Source organism: Enterovibrio gelatinilyticus, assembly GCF_028683095.1.
In the GTDB taxonomy this organism is placed as follows: domain Bacteria; phylum Pseudomonadota; class Gammaproteobacteria; order Enterobacterales; family Vibrionaceae; genus Enterovibrio; species Enterovibrio gelatinilyticus.
This window is the reverse complement of sequence record NZ_JAJUBC010000001.1, coordinates 330,969-354,196: the sequence shown is the minus strand read 5'-3', so window position 1 is coordinate 354,196 and position 23,228 is coordinate 330,969. Positions and strand designations below refer to the sequence as shown.

Genomic DNA, 23,228 nt, shown 5'->3' with positions numbered 1-23,228 from the left:
CGACAAACCATCGTTATCACGGTCAACGTCGCTGTTATCACCGACACCGTCACCGTCTGAATCCGACGTTTCAGTGGCATCGTCAGGGAAGGCATCGGCATTATCGCCCACACCGTCACCGTCTGAATCCGACGTTTCCGTGGCATCGTCAGGGAAGGCATCGGCATTGTCGCCCACGCCATCACCATCAGTATCGGTTGTCTCAGTGGCATCCGTTGGGAAGGCATCGCCGTTATCGCCCACGCCGTCACCATCGGTGTCCGTGTCTTCATTTGGATCGAACGGGAAGGCATCGTAGATATCTAGCGTGCCGTCGTTATCGTCGTCTTCATCGTTCGGGTTAGAGATACCATCACCGTCCGAGTCTTCGGCACGATCGTCAACGCCATTTCCATTCACATCGCCGCCGCCTTCACCATCTTGAAGGTTTAGCATGCCGTCACCGTTGGTGTCGAATGCCGCGAAGTGGTAGCCGTGCATGTCAAAGGCGGTGCCGTCGTTTTCAGCATTCTGGCTTTCGAGATCGAGGAAGTCTGGAATGCCATCACCGTCAGAATCGGGGGCAGGGTCGACGCTGGCTTGTAGGTCGATACTGTCGACCATCAGATCACCGTCCGCATCGGTCAGACCGGCTTCGACCACATCAGGAATGGTGTCGTTGTCCGAGTCCAAATCGATATCGTTGGTCACGCCATCGTTGTCAGCATCGGCTGACAAGCCAGCCCCCGACAGCGGGGAAAGCACGATGTCACTGAGTTGGAATGCGCCGTTGTAGAAGCTCGAATCAACGTAGAAGTCTGGTGTCTCTCCCGAGCGTGTGGTGGTGTGAATGGTGGTGTCGTTGTGCAAGTACGTCACGGTACCCGCAGTGACTTGTAGAGCTAAAGTATCACCCGCAGCGATAGAGAATGTGCTGTTGTAACCACTCGGGTATCCGCCGTTTTCAAAGAGATATACGGTTGTTCCTACTACGTAGAAAGCATGATCGATGTCACTATAGCTGGCCGAACTTTCGACACTGCCGATACCGATCATGTTGTTGCTGCCTAACGAGTCCACCACAAACGAGAAGCGATAGTTGTCGTTGTAACCATACTCGGAGAAACGATCAGAGTTGGCTTGCCATGACCAACTGCCACCATTGACAGTGAGGGTACCGTCAGTGAAGTCGGCATTGCCAGTCAGGGTAGGCCAGTTGGTGATGTTGGCACTCGTGCGCGATTCAAGATCATCCGACAAGCCATCGTTATCGCGGTCAATGTCGCTGTTATCGCCGACACCGTCACCGTCGGAATCCGACGTTTCCGTGGCATCGTCAGGGAAGGCATCGGCATTATCGCCCACACCGTCACCGTCAGAGTCGGTGGTCTCAGACGCATCGTCAGGGAAGGCATCGGCATTGTCGCCCACGCCATCGCCGTCAGTATCGGTTGTCTCGGTGGCATCTGTTGGGAAGGCATCGCCGTTATCGCCCACGCCGTCACCATCGGTGTCCGTGTCTTCATTCGGATCGAACGGGAAGGCATCGTAGATATCGAGCGTACCGTCGTTATCGTCGTCTTCATCGTTCGGGTTAGAAATACCATCACCGTCCGAGTCTTCGGCACGATCGTCAACGCCATTGCCGTTCACATCGCCGCCGCCTTCACCATCTTGAAGGTTTAGCATGCCGTCACCGTTGGTGTCGAATGCCGCGAAGTGGTAGCCGTGCATGTCAAAGGCGGTGCCGTCGTTTTCAGCATTCTGGCTTTCGAGATCGAGGAAGTCTGGAATGCCATCACCGTCAGAATCGGGGGCAGGATCGACGCTGGCTTGTTGGTCAATTCTGTCAACGGTCAAGCTGCCATCGCTGTCAGCCAAACCTGCCTCAATGACATCAGGAATGGTGTCGTTGTCCGAGTCCAAATCGATATCGTTGGTCACGCCATCGTTGTCCGCATCGGCGGTTAAACCTGCGCCAGAAAGCGGCGTTAGAGACAAGTCACTGAGTCGAATTTCTCCACTATAGAAGCTGGAGTCAACATAGAAATCAGGCGTTTGACCGCTGTAAGTGACCTCACGAGCTATGTCATCATTGATGCGATAGGTGACTGTGCCTTGCGCGACTTCTATGGATAACGTATCGCCAACAGCGATAGAACCAAACGAACCGATTGAAGCACCATTTTCATAGATGTTGAGCGATGTATTGACGAGGTAAAGTGCATAATCAATGTCGGTATAGCTTGCTGAACTTTCAACGCTACCCAAACCAATCATGTTGTAGGTGCCAAGCGCATCAATCTTGAAGCTAAAGCGATAATTGTCGTTAAAGCCATAGGTAGAGGCACGGGCTGAGTTAGCTTGGTAACTCCACGAACCGCCGTTAGCTCTGAGCATGCCATCGTTGTAGGTTGCGCCCGTTAGCACCGGCCAATCTACGATTTCTGCACTCGTACGAGACTCTAAATCATCGGCCAATCCATCGTTATCGCGGTCAATATCTCCGTTGTCTCCCACACCGTCGCCATCAGAGTCTTTAGACTCATTCGGATCTGAAGGGAATACATCACTGTTGTCGCCGACGCCGTCGCCATCAGTGTCGGTCGTTTCTGAATCGTCAAGCGGGAAGGCATCGTCCTCATCGAGTACGCCGTCATTGTCGTCGTCGTCATCAACGCTGTTACCGATGCCGTCACCGTCCGTATCATATTGCTCATTGGGGTCTAGTGGCTTCCAGTCGTCCTCATCGTTTACGCCGTCGCCGTCATCATCGTTGTCGGCATTGTTGCCGATACCGTCATTGTCCGTATCTGTTGTTTCGGTGGCATCTTTTGGAAAGGCGTCCTCTTCATCTGGAACGCCATCATTGTCATCATCGGGGTCAACATCATCGAGAATGCCATCGCCGTCAGTGTCCACAATCACTGATTCGACGAGATTTTTCATGTCAATAATACCTTCAGAAACAGTCAGTCCATTCCAAGCGGAAACTGGACGTGCGGTATCCAAGACGAGTTGTTTGATTTCTCTGTAGGTCATGGACGGATCCATTGACCATGCGAGTGCCACGACACCAGTGACAACTGGTGTTGCTTGCGAGGTGCCACTAAAACCAGAGTAGCCTCCCGAGGAATTGGTCGTGTTGAACTCTGTCGGTGCTGCAATATCAACGCTGACTGCACCATAGTTTGAATAGCTGATTCGACCTTCACTTTGGTTGGATGCAGCGATACTTAGAATGTTGTCATTGTCATAAGACGCTGGATAAACGGGGCTATTGTCGATGTTGGAATTGAAGTTGTGTGATGCAATGACCATCAGGTGATCGTCGTCTGCAATCTCAGTGATCAAGTCTTTGAATGCTTGGCTGTAATCTCCGCTGATCCCCCAACTGTGGTTTGAAATCCTTGAGCCTTTATCGGTGGCATAACGCAGTGAGGCCATTGCATCAGAGACTGCTGCTGCAAAACTCAACGGACCACCTGTATCCATAAGCTGACAGCGCCACGCACTGCCCACATAGCCGATTCCGTTATCACCACGTCCACAGATTGTACCAGCGACAGGCGTACCATGGCCGCCGAAGACAGTATTTGTGCGACCATTTATATCATCGACGATGCCATTGTTATCATCGTCGACGCCATTACCAGCGACTTCATCAGGGTTAACCCAAAAGTTGTCTTTTAGATCTTCGTGGCTTCGTAATATACCTTGGTCATACACAGCGATAGGGCCAATAGCGGACGCATCCGTGATGGTTTCCCATGCTTCATAGGCGTTCAATTGGTTTAGCCACCACGCGGAACCATTGCTAATACCGCTGTTTGATTCGTTTGGTGCCAGCGCCCACTCGATCAAATAGTCAGGCTCACCAAATGCCACATTGGGGTGCGCATTGACCACTTCTAGCGCCGTTTCAAAGCTCATACCTTCCGGGATTTGATAGACATGAACGCGAGTGTCAGGAGATGTAGGGTCTAGTGATGTTTTATGCTCGAAACCGATATCTGCCAATGCAGTTGTCGTTTCAACACCATCCAGTAATCGAATGGTTAACACGTCTGGAACGTGTTTGGATTCAACCATGCGCGCAAAAGTGGGTAACTGAAGGGGGTCGCGGCCTTGGTTGATATGATAACGCTCGAACTTTAACCAGCCGGGTGTGCGTGCCTGGTTAATGTGGGCATCGACCTGCTTGAGCCAGTATTCACTAAAAGGTCTATTGCTGAGGGACGCTTTGAGCCAAGGTCGATCAGGGTTATCACCATGATCAATGCCATTTCCTGCAAGGGTCTCTTTAAAAGGAATCGTTGATATTGGTTGAACAAATGGCACTTTTTTCGTTTTTGAAGTGTTTGATTTTGTGTCAAGTATCGCTGCGTTTGAAATTGAAACGCTTAACGGAGCTGGAATAGTGTGGAGGTTTAAAGGTTGGTTAGCACCGATAACAAAAGCGGAACTTAACAAAAAAACGCCTAAGGAGATAAGTCGTCTTCTCTGTCTGTTTTTATTCACTTCATTGTTTTGTTTTTGGCTTGGTTCACTTTTATTTTTCTGAGAATTTTGATTCAACATGGCCAAAGTTACAATCCTTTTGGTTGTATTGAAATGACAGAGATGGTTAGTTATTTGAGCCTAATTTCTCTTACATAATGTCGTCGTTTTCTAGCGTGATAACCTTGATTCGATTCACGCAGACTTTGTTGGTTAAAAGGCTAGTTGAAGTGATGCTTACAATGTTGTTGCAAACTTTAGAAAATGGTTTTCTTATGAATATCTAATTTAGGGATTGCCCTTATTTGTATTAGATAAAGTAGGAAATACTCTGGTTTTTTGTATGGGTTTGTAAGTGGGCTGGTTTTTCAATGAAAGTGGCGTTTGGTTCTTTGAGAGAATGTGCATTTTTTTGAGTGTAAAATGAGGCTTTAAATAGAATGATGTACTTTAATTTTCTGCTTTCTATGACTCATGTCGGTTTTCTGTAAATCATGCATGTTTTTCTATGCTTATTAGGAAAAACTCAACACTTTCTGTATGTTGAAATGACTTGCTTGTAAAATATAAGCACCTATATTTTTTGCTATCAATCGCTCGTCGTTAGGCTCAGGGACGTGTAAACTCCAGCATTGCTTTATCTAATTGATTTGCCGGGGCGGAAATGAGCACGAGTGTCAGCTATTTACATACACTGAATCAGGTTTTTGGTTTTGAAAGCTTGCGAGGCGGGCAACAACAGGTAGTCGATAATGTGCTGTCTGGACACTCTTCCGCGGCTATTTTTCCAACTGGGTCTGGTAAATCTCTCTGTTATCAGTTGCCTGCACTACACCTCCCAAATCTAACTCTTGTCATATCCCCGCTGTTAGCACTGATGAAAGACCAGCTCGACTTTCTAAAAAGTCGAGGCATTGCGGCTGCATCGATTGACTCCTCTCTGACGTATGATGAATCGAGAGAAGTCATGCGTGGCGTAAAGGCGGGAGAGATAAAAATACTCATGATTTCTGTCGAGCGTCTAAAAAATGAACGCTTTAGACAGTTTATATCATCAGTTTCTATTTCATTGATGGTAATAGATGAAGCTCACTGTATTTCAGAGTGGGGGCATAACTTCCGCCCTGATTATTTAAAGTTGCCGGTATATTGCCGGCAACTTAATATTCCCCAGGTGTTATTGCTAACGGCAACGGCGACGCCGAAAGTGATAGAGGATATGGGTAATAAGTTTGGCATTGAGTCTGAAAATATTGTTATTACGGGATTTTATCGTGAGAACTTAGATCTCAATGTCATTGCGTGCACAGAGAACACAAAATCTGAGGTATTGTTAGAGCAAGTTCATCGTCATGATTCGGCTCCCACGATTATTTATGTGACACTGCAAAATACCGCGCAATCTGTCGCTGACTTTCTTCAGCAACACGGTGTGCCAGCGCACGCCTATCATGCTGGTCTGCCAAATGAACTACGTCAAAATATTCAGAGTCGTTTCATGGAAGGCGGTATTAATTGCATTGTGGCGACAATCGCATTTGGTATGGGCGTCGACAAGTCTGATATTCGTTCTGTGATCCATTACGACTTGCCAAAGTCTATAGAAAACTATAGCCAAGAAATCGGTCGAGCAGGGCGCGATGGTCAATCCTCTACATGTACCGTGTTAGCCAATCGAGAATCCCTAAGTGTGTTGGAAAATTTTGTCTACGGCGATACGCCGGATCATTCTGCCATTCGTGCAGTGATCGATGAAATAGGAACAACGCCACTGGGCAGTGCTTGGGAGGTGATGCTCAATCGACTGTCTAGAGATACCAACATACGGCAACTACCGCTTAAAACATTGTTGGTGTACTTAGAACTAGAAGGGGTGATAGAACCGAAATTTAGTTACTTCGCCGATTATCGATTTAAGGCTTTAGTTAGCACCGACAATATACTGGCGAAGTTCGATGGTGAACGTCAGCAGTTTGTGAAAGCCGTATTTGATTCATCCCCCAAATCTCGTACTTGGCATACCGTGGATTTTGAAGCGCTTTGGCAAGGTTATCAGGCAGACCGTCAGCGTGCGGTCAAAGCATTGGATTACTTTGCAGAACGTGGGTGGATTGAACTAGAAAGCAAACAGATGACGGATGTTTTTAATATCTGCCGTCCTGAGGCGTGCCAAGGGCAAGAGGCGAGTGATCTTAGTGAACGTATCCATCAAATGTTTCAAAACAAGGAGCAGAGTGAAGTAGAGCGAATTCATGCCATGCTGGCATTGTTTGAAACACAAACTTGTTTGAGCCATCGTTTAGCCAGTTACTTTGCGGATGAGCATGCTCCAGAACAATGTGGTCATTGCTCTGTGTGTCGCGGTGAAATTGCGGTATTGCCTGGTGGTTCACCGCTAGCCCAGTTGGAGTTAGATCAACTTAAGGCAGCTTGCCAACCCTTGTTTGATGCCGCCAAGATGGAAGTAGTGACAGCTGAAGCGGTTGCGAGGTACTTATGTGGTATTTCCTCTCCATTGACGGGACGGCTTCGTGTGGGACGAACCGCTGGTTTTGGTCAATTTAGCCATTATCCGTTTGCTGATGTGAAAGCACTTTGTGAGCAATTCTAAGGCAAGCTGTCCTAGAGTTGATAGGTATTGTTCGGTTCATCAGTCGACAGGTCGAGTCTCATGTATTCCCCAACAATCTAAAGAGACTAGATTGTTGGGGGAGAGATATTTTGAAAGGGATTACTACGCCTGACGTTGAGCGTTATCGACGAGGTGTTTTTTCGTGGCTAACCATTTGGTCAGTGTTTTGATGAGTTGCTGTTTGGTGATGGGCTTAACAAGGTGATCATGCATCGCGCATTCAATCGATGACCTAGTATCCTCACTGTATTCGCCAGACAGTGCGACAATAATTGTGCTGGCATTTAAATCACGTATTTTTTGGGCGGCTTTAATGCCTCCCATTCCCGGCATGTGAATATCCATAAGAACAAGATCAAATGTCTCGGCAGTGACTTTCGCAACCGCTTCTTCTCCAGAGACTGCTTGATTGACGATAACCCCTTCACTGGTTAGATACGCTTGAACGAGGAGCCGGTTGACTTGCATGTCGTCGACAACGAGAACGCGTTTTCCAATTAAACTTCCCAATTTTGTTAGGCGGCCTTCGTCAATAAGGCATTCTAGCGATCGGTGAAGTGCGAAGCGGTTGTTGATGCCTGCTATTCGCCCTTGTATCAAATCGACACTGTTCAATGACCGATCGTGTTCATTGGTAGTGTCATTGCTGAAATACAAAATCGGAGTCACTTGTAAGTCGTGTCCAAGATCTCCCGCTCTCAGGGCCTTGAGTAAATTGCTCCCTTGTACAACTAGTGCGCTATCGATAGCGATGATGTCAACAGGGTGTTGGCACGCATGACTAATACCTGTTTCGATGTCTGCAGCGTGTTGGATGTTATTGGTCAATAATTGCAGCTCACTGGACAACCAGTTACTCGCGAGATTGTCACCGACAACGATGATGGATTTTGTTTCGAGGTAAGAAGAAACAATCCCCTTGGTTTCTTCGTCATATGTTTGTTCGTCCACTGAAGGGAAATAGAGGACGAACTCCGTGTATTTTTCTGGCAATGAGCGGCAAACGATGTTGCCATCGAACGATTGCATAACACGCATACAATACGAGAGGCCAAGCCCATTGCCTTGCTCTTTGCCATGTGAGTAAAAATCATCAAAGATGTGAGCCTGATGTTCGATAGAAATACCGGGCCCTGTGTCTACGATATGCAGCTCATTGTATTCGCCATTCTTTTTGAACTGGATGTTGACTTGACTGTTTGGGTAAGCTTCAAAGTAGTGCACCGCATTCTTTAGCAGATTGAACAGCATGAAGCTGAATAAGGTGTCACTACCTTTAAAAATAAAATCATCTTTTATGCTTAGATTGATGCGATCACGATAATTGTCGCTATAGAAGCTGAAATCACTGAGAACCTGCTCAGTCAACTCCGCCACAGAGTAGTGTTCGAATACTTCTGTTTTGATCCCTTCTCCGCGCAATTCATCAAGAATGGCGTCGATAAAGCGTGTACCAAGTTGAACTGCTTTCTGTCCTTCTGCGAGTTCTTGATAGATTTTCTTCATGTTGTGTGACGCAAATGGGCTGATAGAGCCACTCTCTACGTTAAACATGTCTGCATCTATACGTTCAAAGTGGTATTTGATTTTGGTCAGTGGGTTACGGATTTCATGGGCGATGGAGCCCGCCAAAACTTGGGACTTCCGGACCTTATCTTCGGTAATAATGAATCGATTGGCCTCGTCAAAAAGACGCTGCAAGCCCATGATCTCTTCACTGGCGAATAGCTCGTTCTCATTCTGTTTGGACACCATGTACAAGTGAGTCACTTCGTTTTTTTCGTTGGTGATTGGTAAGACCAAAGAGGTGCCAGTGTTGCCCATTTCCTTGGCAAGACTCGTCAATGATTCGCAATCATCAGATTTGTCGTGCCGAATTTGATACTCAAGTTCTTCCTTGACGAGTACCGAGCGATCGCCTTGAAAGCAGGATACAAAAACGTTGGTCTCAGCGTTATTGCCGACTTTCTGAATACGTCCATCTCTCGCATTCAGTACGTGATTGAGTTTAACGACGGCTTCGTCAGTGGAATAACGAAACTCCCCAATCAAATTACAAATGCTTTCAACGGGGTTACCATTCTTGCGGTAAAGTAATTGGTTAACCGCCCTTCGAATTGCTGCATGAGAGCGGGGCCAGAATATACCCGTGAGCAATGTCCAAGCGACAATGAGCAGCGTGGCTTGTTTGAGTTGTTGCATGCCAATGAAAACGATTGGTGTCACGTACAATGTTGCGTTAGCAATGAAACTGATGGTGACCATAGCAATGTATCGACTGCTATAAAATCGATTATGAAGTAAAGCGTAACCCACCATGATGGCTTCAATAATTGATAAAGCAGGTGGCACCCAAGCCATCGAAAAGTCGTTGAATAATACGGGTATCAGGAAGTGGGCGAGAAAGGTCGAGAGAATAAACCCGACCATGCCAAAGACCATGTAGGAGGCTTTTACTTTCTTAAGCCTCTGAGAACTTCGGCTCGAGCGGATGAAATTAGCGAGCGTAAGTACGACCAAAAGCAGAAGAATGCCAAAGAACAACCCACTCGCTGGCCCGAAATGAATGATAAAATCACCAACATCGTAGACATCAACATGCGTGATATTCATTCCGGGCAGTACATTTGTGAATAAGATGATGGTGCAAGTTGTGCCAAACAATATCCATTGCCGGCGTTTCAATTCAAGCCCTTCACGCTCTGAAATCAATCTGCACGAGAAAAGATAGGCCAATGCAAATGCAAGGCCAGAAAATGCGTTCGCAAGTAGCGCCATCACCAGGGTGGTTTTGGCACTAGAGGTCACAAGAAGATCTGATTGAAAGTATGCGTTAGAAAGAATCCACAGTGAAATAAACACGGTATAAAGCGTATAGGGGAGGTAAATAGGCCGGAAGATTCCAGACCTATTTTTACTTAGTGCTCGAGCAAAGTGAGAGGCCCAAAGCATGACGACGACGGCAATCACGACGAGAAAAACCGCCGTGAAGCTCGCCGACATAGTGTAAAGGAATTCAAGCATTCGTCATTACTCTCGCTTGCTTGCGCATCGCTATAATTCTCTTGTTGTAGTCTCTGAAACTGCACTGTTCAAAGGCTTGGCTCATTGGTCCAGTGAAAACGATACCTTGATAAGTGGTTAAAGCAGTACCTTCCACTTTTTGGTGACACAAAGACACGTACGGCAAGGTTCCGTCGCCGTCATTATTCACTGATTGATAAAAACCCAATATGGAAGGCTGTTCCACGATGGTATAAGCCGCTTCAATACCAATGTCGGCAAGTTTAAGTGTTAGATATTTAAGGGTTAAATATAGAATGTGATTTAACTTCTCTCGTGGGCCAGCGATGGCCATTCTAATGATCTCACAGACCGCAGACTCTTGTTTTGTTGCTTGCAACAATGAATAGTCGAATGCAGATACAGATGATGTTTTTAACTTATTTTTCAGTCCGTTAGAGAAAATTCCGGAGCGTTCCAATGTGTTGATTTTCTCACTGGATAGACTCAGTGTCCAACTTTCTGTTTGAAAAAAAGGATCAAATGTCAGCCAATTATCACGCTGACCCCAGCGTTGAATCAGTGCTGATGATAATAGTAGCGGGTAATCATGTTGCTCTTGATACAAAATGAAGTGTTCGCCTGAAGATGAGACATCGAGGTAGTAGAGCATCTCGTACCAATGCTGCTGCTTCACGAATGTTTCTAAGTTGATCAGAACATTAGCGAGTGAAAGCTTCATGGGTACATCGCTGTAACTGGTCATGAACAAGCGCTCATCATGACGAATATTATTCACCACTTCGTAGCGATAACTCTCCGGTTTTACTTCTAGCGTTTGTGCATCTTCATTTGAATCTTGGTGAGAGTTTAAGTGTGTTTGAGCGTCAGCAATAATTTGATGCACTTTAAATGCAGCCCAACAACTTAGTATGTCGCCATACAGGGCAATGGCTGTTTTTTCTATCATGGCAAAATCATCAGGAAGCCCACTTAGGGAAGTGACTCCACAAATTGAAGCCGCAATATTGCCCGTGAGCGTGGTATAGAGGTTACCTTTGGGCGTGTCGGCAGGTTGTGATCGAGTGATTTCTTGTGTCCGATTGGAAACGATTTTTTCAAACAGATCATAATGATGTGTTGCTAGCATGTAGTCGCTAATATAGGTAAGAAAGATGTCTTGTGGTGTAGAAATACCTTGTTGAAAATCGGCTGGTAAAGGTAGCGTTGGTGTCGCAATATTCGCTAAAAGAGGTGCTTGTGTGAATGTGTGTTGGTTAGCTGTGTTGTCGTACATACATAAATCCTCGACATAATGTTGAAAAGTCCAAATAAGTGTACGAATGATGTAAGGCAAATTCTGATGTTAAAAAATATATTTGATGTTTTTACACAAGTGTTTCGATTCGGAACCACTTGGGGAAAGGCATTTAGCCTTGGTTTATTTCCGATTCTGTTGATAAAAAAATTATTAGTTGTGCTTTGATGTGGACCTGAACAGCGTGCTTTTGATTGAGGGATTTGGCGAAATAATGTGCGGAGAGAGGCGACATCAATAAAAACGTGAAATTTGAATCTCAACTCATGCAGGAATCGATGTGGGATCTGCAATAACCAATGGTATTATTGAGCCATAGAAACAAACGAAATTACTGTTTGGCGAACAAAAACAGGCACGCTCAATAAAGACAAGGTGTGCGCAGACGGAGTCAAAATGGCAAAACTAACACTTCAAGAACAAATGCTTAAAGCGGGTCTTATTGATAAAAAAGCAATGAAGAAAGCGGGAAAGACGTCGAAAAAATCCCGCACAATGGCGAAAGCAGCAAAAGCCGCAGTAGAAGAAAATCGCACGGCTCAAATGGCTCAGGATCAGGAACTGAATCGCCAGAAGCAGTTAGAAGCCCAGAAAAAAGCCATTCTTGCTCAGGTGAAGCAACTGGTTGAGATGAACAAAATCGATCGTAAAGATGGCGATATTGGATATAACTTCACCGATGGCACGTTAGTGAAAAAGTTATACGTCACCAAAGATATCCAAGCGCAACTCGTGAATGGTCGCTTAGCCATTGCCCGCTACCTTGATGGCTATGCCATTGTTCCAGGCGTGGTTGCAGACAAAATCAGCCAGCGCGATGAAGAAACGATCATAGTGAACAATGCCGTGTCGGAGCAGGAAATTGATGAAGATGATCCGTACGCAGATTTCCAAATCCCAGATGATTTGATGTGGTAAGCGCCCCCGCATCTGGAAGATAACTTCTGGCCTTACCTTTCGGGGTGAGGCCTTTTTTATCCTGCCCAAATTTGCGTGTTTGAAGGTGGAAAAATTTTTAGAACCCTTAACATTATGGAGGCGAAAATAAATGTCACTTTTCGTCGTCTTTTCTCGTTTGTCTTCGTCTTATAGGTAAAGAACACTGAAACACCACGCATGTTTTATGTGGTGATTTTATGTCACTCATTGCTGAATATAAGAAAGATGACGAAAACACTAGAAAAAATATTGGTAGGCACGCTAGGAGGCATCCGCCGCGGTATTGAAAAGGAAACCATTCGGACAACCCCTAAAGGCGCATTGGCACAAACCTTACACCCTAAAACCTTGGGTTCTGCTTTAACGCATCCGTTTATCACCACTGACTTTGCCGAAGCGCAGCTTGAGCTGATCACGCCAGCGTACACAAACAAAAAGCAGATGTTTGATTGTTTGTCCTCACTGCATCATTTCGTTGCAGTCGCATTGCCAGAAAACGAGTTGTTGTGGGCGGGTAGCTTGCCACCCGTGTTGCCAGCAGACAGTGACATTAGTCCAGCGCAATATGGTTCGTCGCACTCGGCCAGGATGAAAATGCGCTATCGCCAAGGTTTGGCGAATCGCTATGGCAAGCGCATGCAAACTATTTCGGGAATTCATTACAACTTCTCGTTGCCAGAAGCGTTTTGGCAGGGGATGCATGCGTATGAAAAGACTGAGCTTTCTCTTGCAGACTATGTGTCTGAGAAGTACTTCCATCTAATCCGAAACGTGATGCGTCACGGATGGATAATTCCGTTTTTATTTGGTGCATCTCCTGCGCTGGATAAAAGCTATTTGGAAGGGCGAGAGCATCAACTCGAACCGATGGGTGATCACTCGTTTTATCTGCCGTGGGCGACATCGCTGCGATTGAGTAGTTTGGGTTACACCAACAGCGAACAATCGAAATATCCAATCAATTACGACGATAAAATGGCGTATTTGAAAGGCGTTTCAGCGTTGTTGGCGATGCCGAGTGAGAAATACCGCTACTTGAATGACAATCAGCAACTCAACAACGCCATTTTGCAGCTTGAAAACGAACTCTACGGCTCAGTGAGACCGAAAGTTGTGAATGCAGAACTGCGTCCTTTGGAAGCTATGTGTCGTTATGGTGTTGAGTATGTTGAGCTTCGCACGGTAGACAACAATCCCTATTTGCCGCTGGGCCTGAGTGAAACCCAGAGCGATTTCCTCGATCTCTTCCTCACGCATTGTGCGCTCGCGCCGAGCCCATCATTGACCCGTGAGGGGCAATTAATGATTCAACAGCGTGTTGAATTAGTGACAACAATGGGAAGAAAACCAGATCTCATGCTGCCTACGGTTGATGGTGACGTGTCGCTTGTTGAATTAGGAGAAGCGCTATTAGGTGCAATGGGTAATGTTGCCGCCTTGTTTGATAGCGGTTTCAACACGCAGGCGTATTCGTTGAGCCTTTCGTTAGAAAAACAGAAGCTTTCCGATATGTCGTTAACGCCTTCTGCGATGATGCTGGCCGACATGGTAGTTAATGACATTGGTTATCGTGAACTGGTTCAACGATTGTCTGAAGGACATATGTTGACGCACAGCGCGTACCCCGTTTCGGCTGAGACCGTCGGTCAGCTCAATGAGATTGTGACAACGTCACTTGATCAACAAGCCGAATTGGAGAATGCGCAGGAATTGCCATTCAGCACGTTCTTGACGAAGAAAACAGCCATTACGTGTGACTGCTAACTGTGATTGATAACTTCAGCTACTCATTCAAATAGATGACCCCATGGAATTAATTTGGAAAATGCGCGGCTACATGAAGCTATGTACTCGCCGATATCTGATCGCGTTTTTTGCGTTGCAAACCGTCGCGATACTTAACTTGGCACCACCTTGGTTGATTGGACGTATTGTTGATGCGATCAGTAATGATGCGCTCACAAGCCAATTATTGATGACCCACTTAGCGGGTATTTTTTTCGCAGCGATCGCCATGTATGCGCTCAGGTATGTGTGGAATAGCCAGCTTTATGGGGCAGCCATAGAGGTCTCCCGTGTGATCCGGCGCGATTTGTTTTTGCATTTCACAGCCATGTCACCGTCGTTCTATGGCAAGCACACAGCAGGCGATTTAATGGCACACGCCACTAACGATCTGAATGCGGTGGAATCCGCTGCGGGTGATGGCGTGATGACGTTGGTGGATTCTTTAATTGCAGGCTTTACCGTGATCTTCGGCATGGTGTTTTTGGTTAGCGGCCATCTTACTGCCGTCGCATTGTTGCCGTTTCCGCTATTGGTACTGGTTACCAATCGTTACGGCGTAGGTATGCAAAAACACTTTGGACGCGCGCAGCAGGCATTTTCTCACTTGAACGAAGAAGTGCGTGAAACTGTGGCAGGTATTCGTGCCGTGCGTTCTCATGGCATTAACCCGCGACAAAAAGCGCGTTTTGATGAAAAGCTGGATGAGACGCTAGAAGCTAACATTGATGTTGCGAAAGTCGATTCATTGTTTGGGCCAACTATTCAATTGATCTACGGCACCTCGTTTGTCATCACCCTTGCGTATGGCGGATGGATGATCAGCGAAAATGCCATTACCGTTGGTTTGTTTACGAGCTTCACCTTGTACCTTGCGCAGTTACTGGGTCCGTTCCTGCAATTTGGCTGGCAGTTCAACGTGTTCCAACGTGGTAATACGTCTTGGAAGCGTCTTGAAGCGTTGTTTGCTCAAAAGCCAGACGTGGTAGAAGGACACGCCGTGATTCCTAACGGTGCCCCTTCGAACATTTCTGTGAATGTGCGTTCATTTGCTTACACCTCATATGTAGGTGCTTCATCTATTGGCACTTCATCTACTGATACCTCAACTATTGATACGTCATCTTCTGGCACATCAATACCGGCACTCAAAGACGTGGCGTTTACGATACCAGCGGGTGGTTTTGTTGGCATCACCGGCCCAACAGGCGGTGGGAAAAGTACCTTGATCAGCCTGATCATGCGTCAATACGGTTTGGGCGATGTGCAATCTGAGATCACATTGGCTGGCATAAATACCGAGCACCTGACGTTTGATTCACTCCGGGGAAAACTCGCTTGGGTGCCTCAAAAGCCGTTGTTGTTCTCAGGTTCAATTTCAGAAAATATCGCCATGGGGAAACCTCATGCAACAGATGAAGAAGTCGCGTTTGTTGCCGAAATGGCAGGCATCAAGCAGGAAATTGAAGCGATGACTGATGGATTTGATGCCCAGCTCAGTGAGAATGGGACGAACCTTTCAGGTGGCCAGAGACAGCGCATAGCGTTGGCACGTGCATTGTTAGTGGATGCCGATATTTTGCTGTTGGATGACCCATTCAGTGCGCTAGACATGAAAACAGAGGCCATCGTTCGTCAGAACTTGAAGACACACTATGGTCATAAGTCCATGCTGTTGGTGACACAACGTTTGCCTAACTTGCGCAATGCCGATGACATTCTCGTGCTCGATCAAGGCAAGGTAGTTGAACGCGGTAAACATCAGGCATTAATGGCAGAAAAGGGGTGGTACGCCACCGTGTATGAACGCCAAGCCCACACACATGTTCAGTTACACACGTCAATCACGCATGACAACCACGACGTTAATAACGCTAATGTGGAAGAGGTAAGCCATGTTGAGTAAATCTATGGTGCGACTCGTCCGTTTCACCTTGCCACACAAGGCGCGATTTGCCGTCGCCTTTGCATTCTTGATGGTGTCTGTAACAGCGGAAATGACGATTCCTTGGTTGGCAAAAGTCATCATTGATGAAGTGATCGTGCCTCAGCAGTTTGATTGGAAGCACTTAGGCGTGCTGAGCGCTGCAGTGTTGGTGCTTTATATGTGCCAAGCAGGCTTTCAGTATTTGCAGTCTCTCTCGTTCAAACATGGCGCCTTGTTAGTGGTCAACGATGTTCGCAAGCAGCTGTTTGATCATGTATTGAGACTGCCGATTGCGGCGTTTGATCGCCTATCAACAGGTCGTATGGTGTCTTATGTTACTAATGACACCGAATCGCTGCGTGATCTGTTTGTGTCGACCTTTCCCACTATCATTCAGGGAAGTTTGCGCATCGTGGGTATTTTCGTTGCGATAGCGTTGCTGGATTGGCGTTTGGCGATTATCAGCCTGGCATTGATTCCGGTGTTGCTAGCAACCATGCAGATTTACCGCAAGGTGTCGACGCCCGTGTTTGATGGGATTCGCATTCAGATTAGCCATATCAACAACACCATCAGTGAATCGCTTCAAGGCATGTCATTGGTACAGGCATTTCGCCAAGAGAACGCGTTTAAAGCGCGCTTCGAAAAAGACAACGATACATGGTTTAACTTCCGCACCCGCTCGATCGCCGTAGACAGTTTGATGCTGCTGCCATTCACGCGTTTGGTGGGTTCATTAACCGCGCTTGGCATCGTGGCTTGGTTTGGTAATGCTTCGCTACAAACCGTGGTCGAAGTCGGTACGCTTTACGCCTTCTTGAACTACATCGAACGCTTCTTCGAACCGTTTAGGCAGCTGTCGATGGAACTTCGAAAGATGCAGGTGGCGTTGGTGTCCTCCGCGCGTATTTTCGAAATCCTTGATGAGCCTGTTCATCACGCCCAAAAAGACGATGCGCCAATGGTCGAACTTGCGCCGCGAAAAGACATCGAGTTCAAGCATGTGCGTTTAGCGTATGAAGAGGGTGTTAACGCGCTGGATGATGTCAGTTTCGTGGCAAAAAGTGGCCAGTTCACAGCCATTGTCGGCCCTAGTGGTAGTGGGAAAAGTTCGGTGGTGAACTTGCTGATGCGTTTTTATCCGCATCATGAAGGCGACATTTTGGTGGGTGGACGACGCATCGACAATCTGCCTGATGCGCAAATTCGTCGTCTGTTTGGCTTGGTCTCGCAAGACCCTTACATGTTTAGCGGATCCATTCGAGAGAACATCGATTTAATGCAGGGTGAAAGCCGCTCAGATGCTGCGATTGATGCTGCCAGAGAAGTGAACGCATCAGCGTTTATCGAGCGCTTACCTGAAGGGTATGAACATCAACCCGGCAATGGCGGTTCATCATTGTCTGTGGGTGAAAAGCAACTGATTGCGTTGGCACGTGTTTTTGCTCATGGGCCCGAGATCTATTTGCTGGATGAAGCGACGGCCAACATTGACAGCGAAACCGAAGAAGCTGTTAAAAGCGCGTTATCAAATATTCAACATGGACGAACAGTTATTGCAGTGGCGCATCGCCTTTCAACCATTAAGAACGCGGATCAAATATTAGTAATGAGCAAAGGGAAGGTTGTTCAACGCGGTACCCATGACGAGCTAGTGGCTCAAATTGGTGAGTACCGAGAGTTATATCTTGCACAGAAAGAACAAGAAGAACATGAAACAGAAAATGCCCATCTCGGCTTGGCAACAGCATGAAACGTCATCAAATGGTGTTATACGCAGCGTTAATACACAAACAACATGCGTCGAAGGTAGTAGTAAGGTGAACACAGTGAATTCTCCAATCGTTGATAAACAAATCACAGACGAAGCATGCCAGTGGCAAATCATGCATGGCGTGGCAATAAAAAATGCGGATGGAACCGCGAGACATTGTCCGTATAGCCTTGCCCCGATGACCATGAAACGTCATGTATTCGACCACCTAATGAATGTGACGCCGTTGCTGACCAAATTGATCAGCCAAGTGTCAGAAGACCACGCCTTTTTGCAGTCATCACTTCGCAGCATGGCAAACGCGGATCCATTCTTTGGCCGTTTGCTGAAAATGCATGCGCAAATTCATGGGACGGAACACGCGCCGATAATGGCGGAGCGCAAGCCGCTCCTTTTGATGCGCACCGATTACATGGATGACCGTCAACAAGGCGCGAAAGTGATCGAATTCAATGGTATTGCAGCGGGAATGGGGCCTTTTGGACAACGTGCCAATGAACTGCATGATTACATGCGCCGCCAATGGCCCGATACCTATAACGCATGGGTAGAATCGCCAACTGCTGTCCCTGCAGACAATGCCTGTTTAGACCAATTGGCGCACGGTATTGCTATTGCTGCGCAAGAAATTCGAGCGCATTTTGGTGGCGAAGGGCAGCGCACGTTCTTGATGGTGGTGCAAAAAAATGAAGACAATGTTTATGATCAGCATCTATTGGAAGTGGCATTACAACAACGTGGTGTTCGCACGGTACGCCGTACGTTTGATCAATTAGCGACGCAATTATCGACTGGCGAAAACCAACGCTTGATCTTGAAAGACATTGGGGCGATTGATGTGGTATATCTCCGCGCCGGTTACCAATACTCAGACTATTTTGCGCCTGAATTGTGCGAAGAAGAGTGTTGTGAAACGCTGAGCCAAACCCGCGTATTTATTGAACAACACCATGTGGCAGTGAACGCGACCGTAGGGCAACAACTGGCAACCAGCAAAACCATGCAGATGCTCCTTACAATGATGACGGCGCGAGATTTAACCCGTTGGGCATTGAGCGAAGAAGAAGCGTTGCGAGTGAAAAGTGTATTGGCAGACATGCTGCCAGTCAGCGCCCAAACCCTCGAATGGTTTAAATCAGATGCTGACAAACACGCTTGGGTGCTGAAAAACCAAGGCGAGGGCGGTGGTCACTGTGTCTTCGGGGACGATATTGCAAATAAGCTCGCCAGCTTAAAGCCTGAAGATTATGATGCGTGGGCATTGATGCAGCGGTTATATCCACACGAACGAGAGCGCCCGACCATTGCCGTGCGCAATGGCGAGCAAACGCTGGTGGATGATTTGGTCAGTGAGATTGGTCTGTTTACGGCCTATTTTAACGGCGCGCCTGTCACAGAGTACAATGGCTACGCAGGCTACCTAGTTCGCAGTAAACCCGCACGAGAAAACGAAGGTGGCATTCATAGCGGTAAGGGGATATTAGATTCCATTACGCTTATCGAATAGACTTTGTCGACAATGAAAATCGATAGCCGCGAGTGATCGCGGCTCTTAAAGAGTGAAACGATGACAATTGAAACGGTTTGGGGTGAATACCAATCGAGTGTGAAATCTTTTCTGCATTCGAAAGTGTCGAACCCTGATGATGTCGATGACTTGTTGCAAGATATTTTGTTGAAAACTTATCTTCATCTCAATGAAGTGAAAGACAGGACGAAAGTGAAGTCTTGGCTGTTTCAGGTGGCGAATAACGCCATTATCGATTTCTATCGTCAAAAGGGCCGCTCAAATCAGATTGGTCATGATGATCTTTGGTTTGAAAAAGAAAAGGAACAAGTGCGCGAAGATCTTCTCACTTGCCTGCTGCCTTTTATTCAAGCGCTGCCAGAAGAAGACGCAGAAATGCTCACGTCCATTGAGCTTCATGGACAGTCTCAAAAGGCGTATGCAGAAGAAATGGGAATCAATTACTCGACGCTGAAATCACGCCTTAAAAAAAGCCGAGAAAAGATTAACTCTCTATTTCACGAGTGCTGTGAATTATCGCTCGATAAGAATGGCAGTGTGATTGATTACGAAGCGCGTCAGAAAGGCGATGTGCGCTGCCAATAACTGCTCTATCAATCCGTGGTTTAAAATCGCTTTTGAATGGTCAATTTTTGCCCCTATGTCATTGAATGTCACAAAGCGTAAAGCTAAGTAAATCGCCTTCTTTTTGCAGTGAAAATAACGATACTTGCTGCGTTGTTTGGGTATAAGCAAAAAATAAGAAGGATTAACTCAATGAAAAAACTCGCGATTGCTGCACTTGTACTGTTCGGTCTAACAGGTACAGCGTATGCGCTAGATACGCATTTGACACACAACTGGTCAATGCCAAGCCTCTCATTTTTTGATTGCCACAATGGTGGTCATCACTAACCGTTTTTTGAGTGATTTAGTCACATCGTCATAGAGCCACTTATTGTGGCTCTTTTTGTATCACTTTGATGACATTCTCTTTGACTTCTCTCTGCAAAAACAACGTCCCCTGTCAGCAAACAGTGACTTATGTGAACGCCAGTTCTTTGGTTGCCGTTGAACTCTATTTTGAGACATCTCATGTGCTTTCAGTGGTGGTAATGTTTTCTCGGCGTTGGATATAAGAAAGAACGAAAAGGAATGAGTATGAAGAAATTAGTGTTGGCGATAGCGGTAACAGCAACTCTGTCCGGCTGCGCGAATAAAGATTTAGGACAAGTAGTTAACGATGGTGTTAACGGCGCAATTAATGGTGTTTTAGGCTCTGTGGGGGGCGTTGGCAATGGCACCGTGGTAAAAAATGATAAAGGCTTTAGCGTAGAGAAAGAGGCTATTTGGACTCACGACGCGGAAAGGTCAAGTCGAGACTATGGCTCGATAACCGTGACCAAAGCAGTAAAAAACCCAAAATCCAGAACGGAAGTGTTTATCGAAAGTTGCTCTCAGCCGAGAACGGGCTCTTTGGAATGCAATGGGAATCTCTTTGAAGTGTCGCCGGAAGGCTGGCTGGCGGATGATAGTATTTTCATTGCAAGCGAGGGGACATATCAAACTATTACCGTTGCGGCGGGCAAGTACTATTTCAAAGTGAAATCAGATAAGACGGGCACAAAGTATTACGCGACCGGAGAGGCCACTATAGCGCCGTATAAAACGAATTATATCTCTATTGTTCTTGAGTGATGTACAGGCTTTGGCGCTGTGACTGATTGTTGTCGAACGCTCAATGTGACAGTGAACAGCAAAGGCAGTTGTGTAAAAACAACTGCCCGATGACATCGATGTTAGGTTAGCGAGCGAATCTCGTGGGCACGATGAATAGCCGCTGGGACTTTCTCCAATAAGAAGTCTACCAATGCCCTCGTTTTCGCAGGGATGTATTCTCTTTCAGGGTAAACCACATAGGTCGGAAGACCCCCGATGGCTTGATACTCTTCAAGTAAGGGCACCAGCTTGCCTTCTTCAATGGTGCTCCCCAATAATCCTTTGTCGAGCAGTAGCACTCCGGCATGATCTAAGGCCGCCGAGACCAGAACGCCAGGATCATTTACGGCAAAGGGGCCTGACACTGTGATCTCCTCTTCACCGTCGTTACTGCTAAATGACCAGGTATTCATCGTGACTTTGGCGCTGCGATAGTAGAGGCAAGGGTGATTGAGTAAATCTGACGGTTTATCTAATGAAGGTGCAGTCTCTAAATAGGTTGGGCTGGCGCAAAGCACCCAAGACACATCACTCAGCTTCCGCGCAATTAACGTTGAGTCGGGCAAATACCCCACACGAATTGACACATCAATGTTTTCGGCAACCATATCGACGACGCGGTCTTCCAACTGCAAATTGACCGATACACTCGGGTAGCGATTTAGAAATTCTGTCATTAATGGCGCAATGTGTATTCGGCCTTGTGCGGCGGGACATGACACCGTTAGTTCTCCAGCCACCACGGAGCGAGAGTCTTCACTAATGTGTTCGATACGTTGGAGTGCTAATTCAACATTGTGAGCCTCTTGCAGTACTTTTCGCCCAACGTCTGTGAGCATGATTTTGCGCGTCGTTCGGTTGAAAAGTCGTGCTCCAATCTTTTTTTCCAGTGCAGCGAGTTGTTTGCTAACGGAGGATCGACTGATCCCCAAATGCTGTGCCGCCGCTGATAAGCTGCCTTGTCGGTTTATGTGAGAAAATAGAACCAATTCCTGCATTCTTTCATTTAACATTGCCATTTTCGCTTTAATTGTTTCTTTTAAGTAAACAATATAGTGATGGTTTAGTATCTAATCAAGGCAGTAAAGGGTGTGTATTATTTCTTCACATTGATGCTCAGCGCCTTTAGGTAGTTTGGGTATATAAACAAAACCCAAGGAGATGATTGATGAGCAATGTGATGAAAGCAGTACAGATTAACAACTTTGGCGGTCGAGATGTGCTGGCGCTGAACACGGTTGAGATTCCAGCACCCAGGGCAAACGAAGTATTGATCAAAGTGCGTGCAGCGTCGGTAAATCCTGTTGATTGGAAAATTCGAGAAGGTTATTTGCAGCCTTTGCTCAATCATACGCTCCCATTAACACTTGGTTGGGATGTGTCTGGTGAAGTCGTGGCGATAGGTGAAAATGTGACAAGTCTAGTTGTGGGCGATTCGGTTTATAGCCGACCAGAAATTGCCAACAACGGCACCTATGCTGAGTACGTCACGGTGGCTGCTGATGAAGTGGCAATTAAACCTGATTCACTAAGTTGGCAAGAAGCGGCGGGTGTGCCACTTGCCGCATTGACGGCTTGGCAAGCATTGGACGAATACGTTCAATTGAAAGCTGGCGAGCGTGTACTTATTCATGGCGGCTCTGGCGCTGTGGGTCAATTTGCTATTCAGTTCGCCAAGTTACGTGGAGCAACGGTATATACCACGACCTCTTCACGAAACTCTGAACTTGTACTCGGTCTTGGTGCTGATCATGTAATTGATTACCGTGAAGTAGACTTTTCAACACTTGAAGACTTGGATGTCGTGTTTGATACCATCGGTGGAGAAACACAAGATAACAGCTTTAAGACGCTGAAAAGCGGCGGGCGTTTAGTGTCGATTGCTAAATCACCAGAAGAAGATAAAGCGGCAGAATTTGGTGTGAAGGCTTCTTTTTGCTTTGTTCAGCCAAACCGTGCTCAGTTGGAAAAGTTAGCTGCACTCGCTGATGCGGGTCAATTGACAGTAAACATTGATAGCGAATTCACCTTAGATCAAGTGGCTGAAGCTCATGCACGCAGTGAGACAGGTCGAGCGCAAGGCAAAATTATTATTAATGTTTCTGCGTAATGTCGCATTGGGGCTGTGATGCCCATTCTAGCAAA

14 protein-coding genes are annotated in these 23,228 nt (G+C 46.7%); 10 read left to right on the top strand and 4 right to left on the bottom strand.

Annotated features, from left to right (window positions below):
- On the bottom strand, positions 1-4,320 hold a 4,320-nt coding region (locus tag LRP50_RS01465; protein ID WP_274162740.1), incomplete at its 3' end, for a S8 family serine peptidase.
- 823 nt (positions 4,321-5,143) lie between these two features.
- Here LRP50_RS01465 and LRP50_RS01460 point away from each other — a divergent pair.
- Positions 5,144-7,090, top strand: a complete 1,947-nt coding sequence (locus LRP50_RS01460; RefSeq protein ID WP_274162739.1) for a RecQ family ATP-dependent DNA helicase — start codon at positions 5,144-5,146, stop codon at positions 7,088-7,090.
- A gap of 123 nt (positions 7,091-7,213) precedes the next feature.
- Here the strand turns inward: LRP50_RS01460 and LRP50_RS01455 are convergent, their stop codons facing one another.
- Both LRP50_RS01455 and LRP50_RS01450 read right to left on the bottom strand, forming a co-directional pair.
- Complete coding sequence (locus tag LRP50_RS01455) at positions 7,214-10,135, bottom strand: ATP-binding response regulator (protein WP_274162738.1); 2,922 nt, start codon at positions 10,133-10,135, stop codon at positions 7,214-7,216.
- Entirely contained in the window at positions 10,128-11,411 is a 1,284-nt protein-coding gene (locus tag LRP50_RS01450) for an acyl-homoserine-lactone synthase (RefSeq protein WP_274162737.1), read from the bottom strand. The genes LRP50_RS01455 and LRP50_RS01450 overlap by 8 nt, the downstream gene beginning before the upstream one ends.
- A 417-nt stretch (positions 11,412-11,828) precedes the next feature.
- Here LRP50_RS01450 and LRP50_RS01445 point away from each other — a divergent pair, with 417 nt between their 5' ends.
- From LRP50_RS01445 to LRP50_RS01410, 8 genes are all read left to right on the top strand, one after another.
- Positions 11,829-12,350, top strand: a complete 522-nt coding sequence (locus LRP50_RS01445; RefSeq protein ID WP_274162736.1) for a DUF2058 domain-containing protein — start codon at positions 11,829-11,831, stop codon at positions 12,348-12,350.
- A 246-nt stretch (positions 12,351-12,596) separates the two neighbouring features.
- Complete coding sequence (gene gshA / locus LRP50_RS01440) at positions 12,597-14,135, top strand: glutamate--cysteine ligase (protein ID WP_274162735.1); 1,539 nt, start codon at positions 12,597-12,599, stop codon at positions 14,133-14,135.
- Positions 14,136-14,178: 43 nt separating this feature from the next.
- Positions 14,179-16,062, top strand: a complete 1,884-nt coding sequence (locus tag LRP50_RS01435) for an ABC transporter ATP-binding protein (protein ID WP_274162734.1) — start codon at positions 14,179-14,181, stop codon at positions 16,060-16,062.
- Positions 16,052-17,836 (top strand): ABC transporter ATP-binding protein, encoded by a 1,785-nt coding sequence (locus LRP50_RS01430; RefSeq protein ID WP_274162733.1) that lies wholly within the window; start codon positions 16,052-16,054, stop codon positions 17,834-17,836. Before LRP50_RS01435 ends, LRP50_RS01430 begins: the two co-directional genes overlap by 11 nt.
- Positions 17,837-17,912: 76 nt before the next feature.
- Positions 17,913-19,364 carry a glutathione synthase gene (locus LRP50_RS01425; protein WP_274162732.1) on the top strand — a complete coding sequence of 484 codons (1,452 nt, stop codon included), beginning with the start codon at positions 17,913-17,915 and terminating at the stop codon, positions 19,362-19,364.
- Between the two features lie 60 nt (positions 19,365-19,424).
- Positions 19,425-19,970 carry an RNA polymerase sigma factor SigZ gene (gene sigZ / locus LRP50_RS01420; protein ID WP_274162731.1) on the top strand — a complete coding sequence of 182 codons (546 nt, stop codon included), beginning with the start codon at positions 19,425-19,427 and terminating at the stop codon, positions 19,968-19,970.
- 171 nt (positions 19,971-20,141) lie between these two features.
- Positions 20,142-20,279, top strand: coding sequence for a hypothetical protein (locus LRP50_RS01415; protein WP_274162730.1), 138 nt, complete (start codon positions 20,142-20,144; stop codon positions 20,277-20,279).
- Between the two features lie 246 nt (positions 20,280-20,525).
- The gene (locus LRP50_RS01410) at positions 20,526-21,062 is read left to right on the top strand and encodes a hypothetical protein (protein WP_274162729.1); all 537 of its coding nucleotides are present in this window, start codon (positions 20,526-20,528) and stop codon (positions 21,060-21,062) included.
- A gap of 101 nt (positions 21,063-21,163) precedes the next feature.
- On the opposite strand, the gene LRP50_RS01405 is transcribed toward LRP50_RS01410, so the two are convergent.
- Positions 21,164-22,096 carry a LysR family transcriptional regulator gene (locus LRP50_RS01405; protein ID WP_274162728.1) on the bottom strand — a complete coding sequence of 311 codons (933 nt, stop codon included), beginning with the start codon at positions 22,094-22,096 and terminating at the stop codon, positions 21,164-21,166.
- 155 nt (positions 22,097-22,251) lie between these two features.
- On the opposite strand from LRP50_RS01405, the gene LRP50_RS01400 reads away from it, so the two are divergent.
- Positions 22,252-23,193, top strand: a complete 942-nt coding sequence (locus LRP50_RS01400; protein WP_274162727.1) for an NADP-dependent oxidoreductase — start codon at positions 22,252-22,254, stop codon at positions 23,191-23,193.
- The last annotated feature ends 35 nt before the right edge of the window (positions 23,194-23,228 follow it).

Excerpts from the sequence above, each read along its gene's own strand:
- LRP50_RS01460 (WP_274162739.1), top strand. The coding sequence starts at position 5,144 with ATGAGCACGAGTGTCAGCTATTTACATACACTGAATCAGGTTTTTGGT.
- LRP50_RS01455 (WP_274162738.1), bottom strand. The coding sequence starts at position 10,135 with ATGCTTGAATTCCTTTACACTATGTCGGCGAGCTTCACGGCGGTTTTT.
- LRP50_RS01450 (WP_274162737.1), bottom strand. The coding sequence starts at position 11,411 with ATGTACGACAACACAGCTAACCAACACACATTCACACAAGCACCTCTT.
- LRP50_RS01445 (WP_274162736.1), top strand. The coding sequence starts at position 11,829 with ATGGCAAAACTAACACTTCAAGAACAAATGCTTAAAGCGGGTCTTATT.
- gshA (WP_274162735.1), top strand. The coding sequence starts at position 12,597 with ATGACGAAAACACTAGAAAAAATATTGGTAGGCACGCTAGGAGGCATC.
- LRP50_RS01435 (WP_274162734.1), top strand. The coding sequence starts at position 14,179 with ATGGAATTAATTTGGAAAATGCGCGGCTACATGAAGCTATGTACTCGC.
- LRP50_RS01430 (WP_274162733.1), top strand. The coding sequence starts at position 16,052 with ATGTTGAGTAAATCTATGGTGCGACTCGTCCGTTTCACCTTGCCACAC.
- sigZ (WP_274162731.1), top strand. The coding sequence starts at position 19,425 with ATGACAATTGAAACGGTTTGGGGTGAATACCAATCGAGTGTGAAATCT.
- LRP50_RS01415 (WP_274162730.1), top strand. The coding sequence starts at position 20,142 with ATGAAAAAACTCGCGATTGCTGCACTTGTACTGTTCGGTCTAACAGGT.
- LRP50_RS01410 (WP_274162729.1), top strand. The coding sequence starts at position 20,526 with ATGAAGAAATTAGTGTTGGCGATAGCGGTAACAGCAACTCTGTCCGGC.
- LRP50_RS01405 (WP_274162728.1), bottom strand. The coding sequence starts at position 22,096 with ATGTTAAATGAAAGAATGCAGGAATTGGTTCTATTTTCTCACATAAAC.
- LRP50_RS01400 (WP_274162727.1), top strand. The coding sequence starts at position 22,252 with ATGAGCAATGTGATGAAAGCAGTACAGATTAACAACTTTGGCGGTCGA.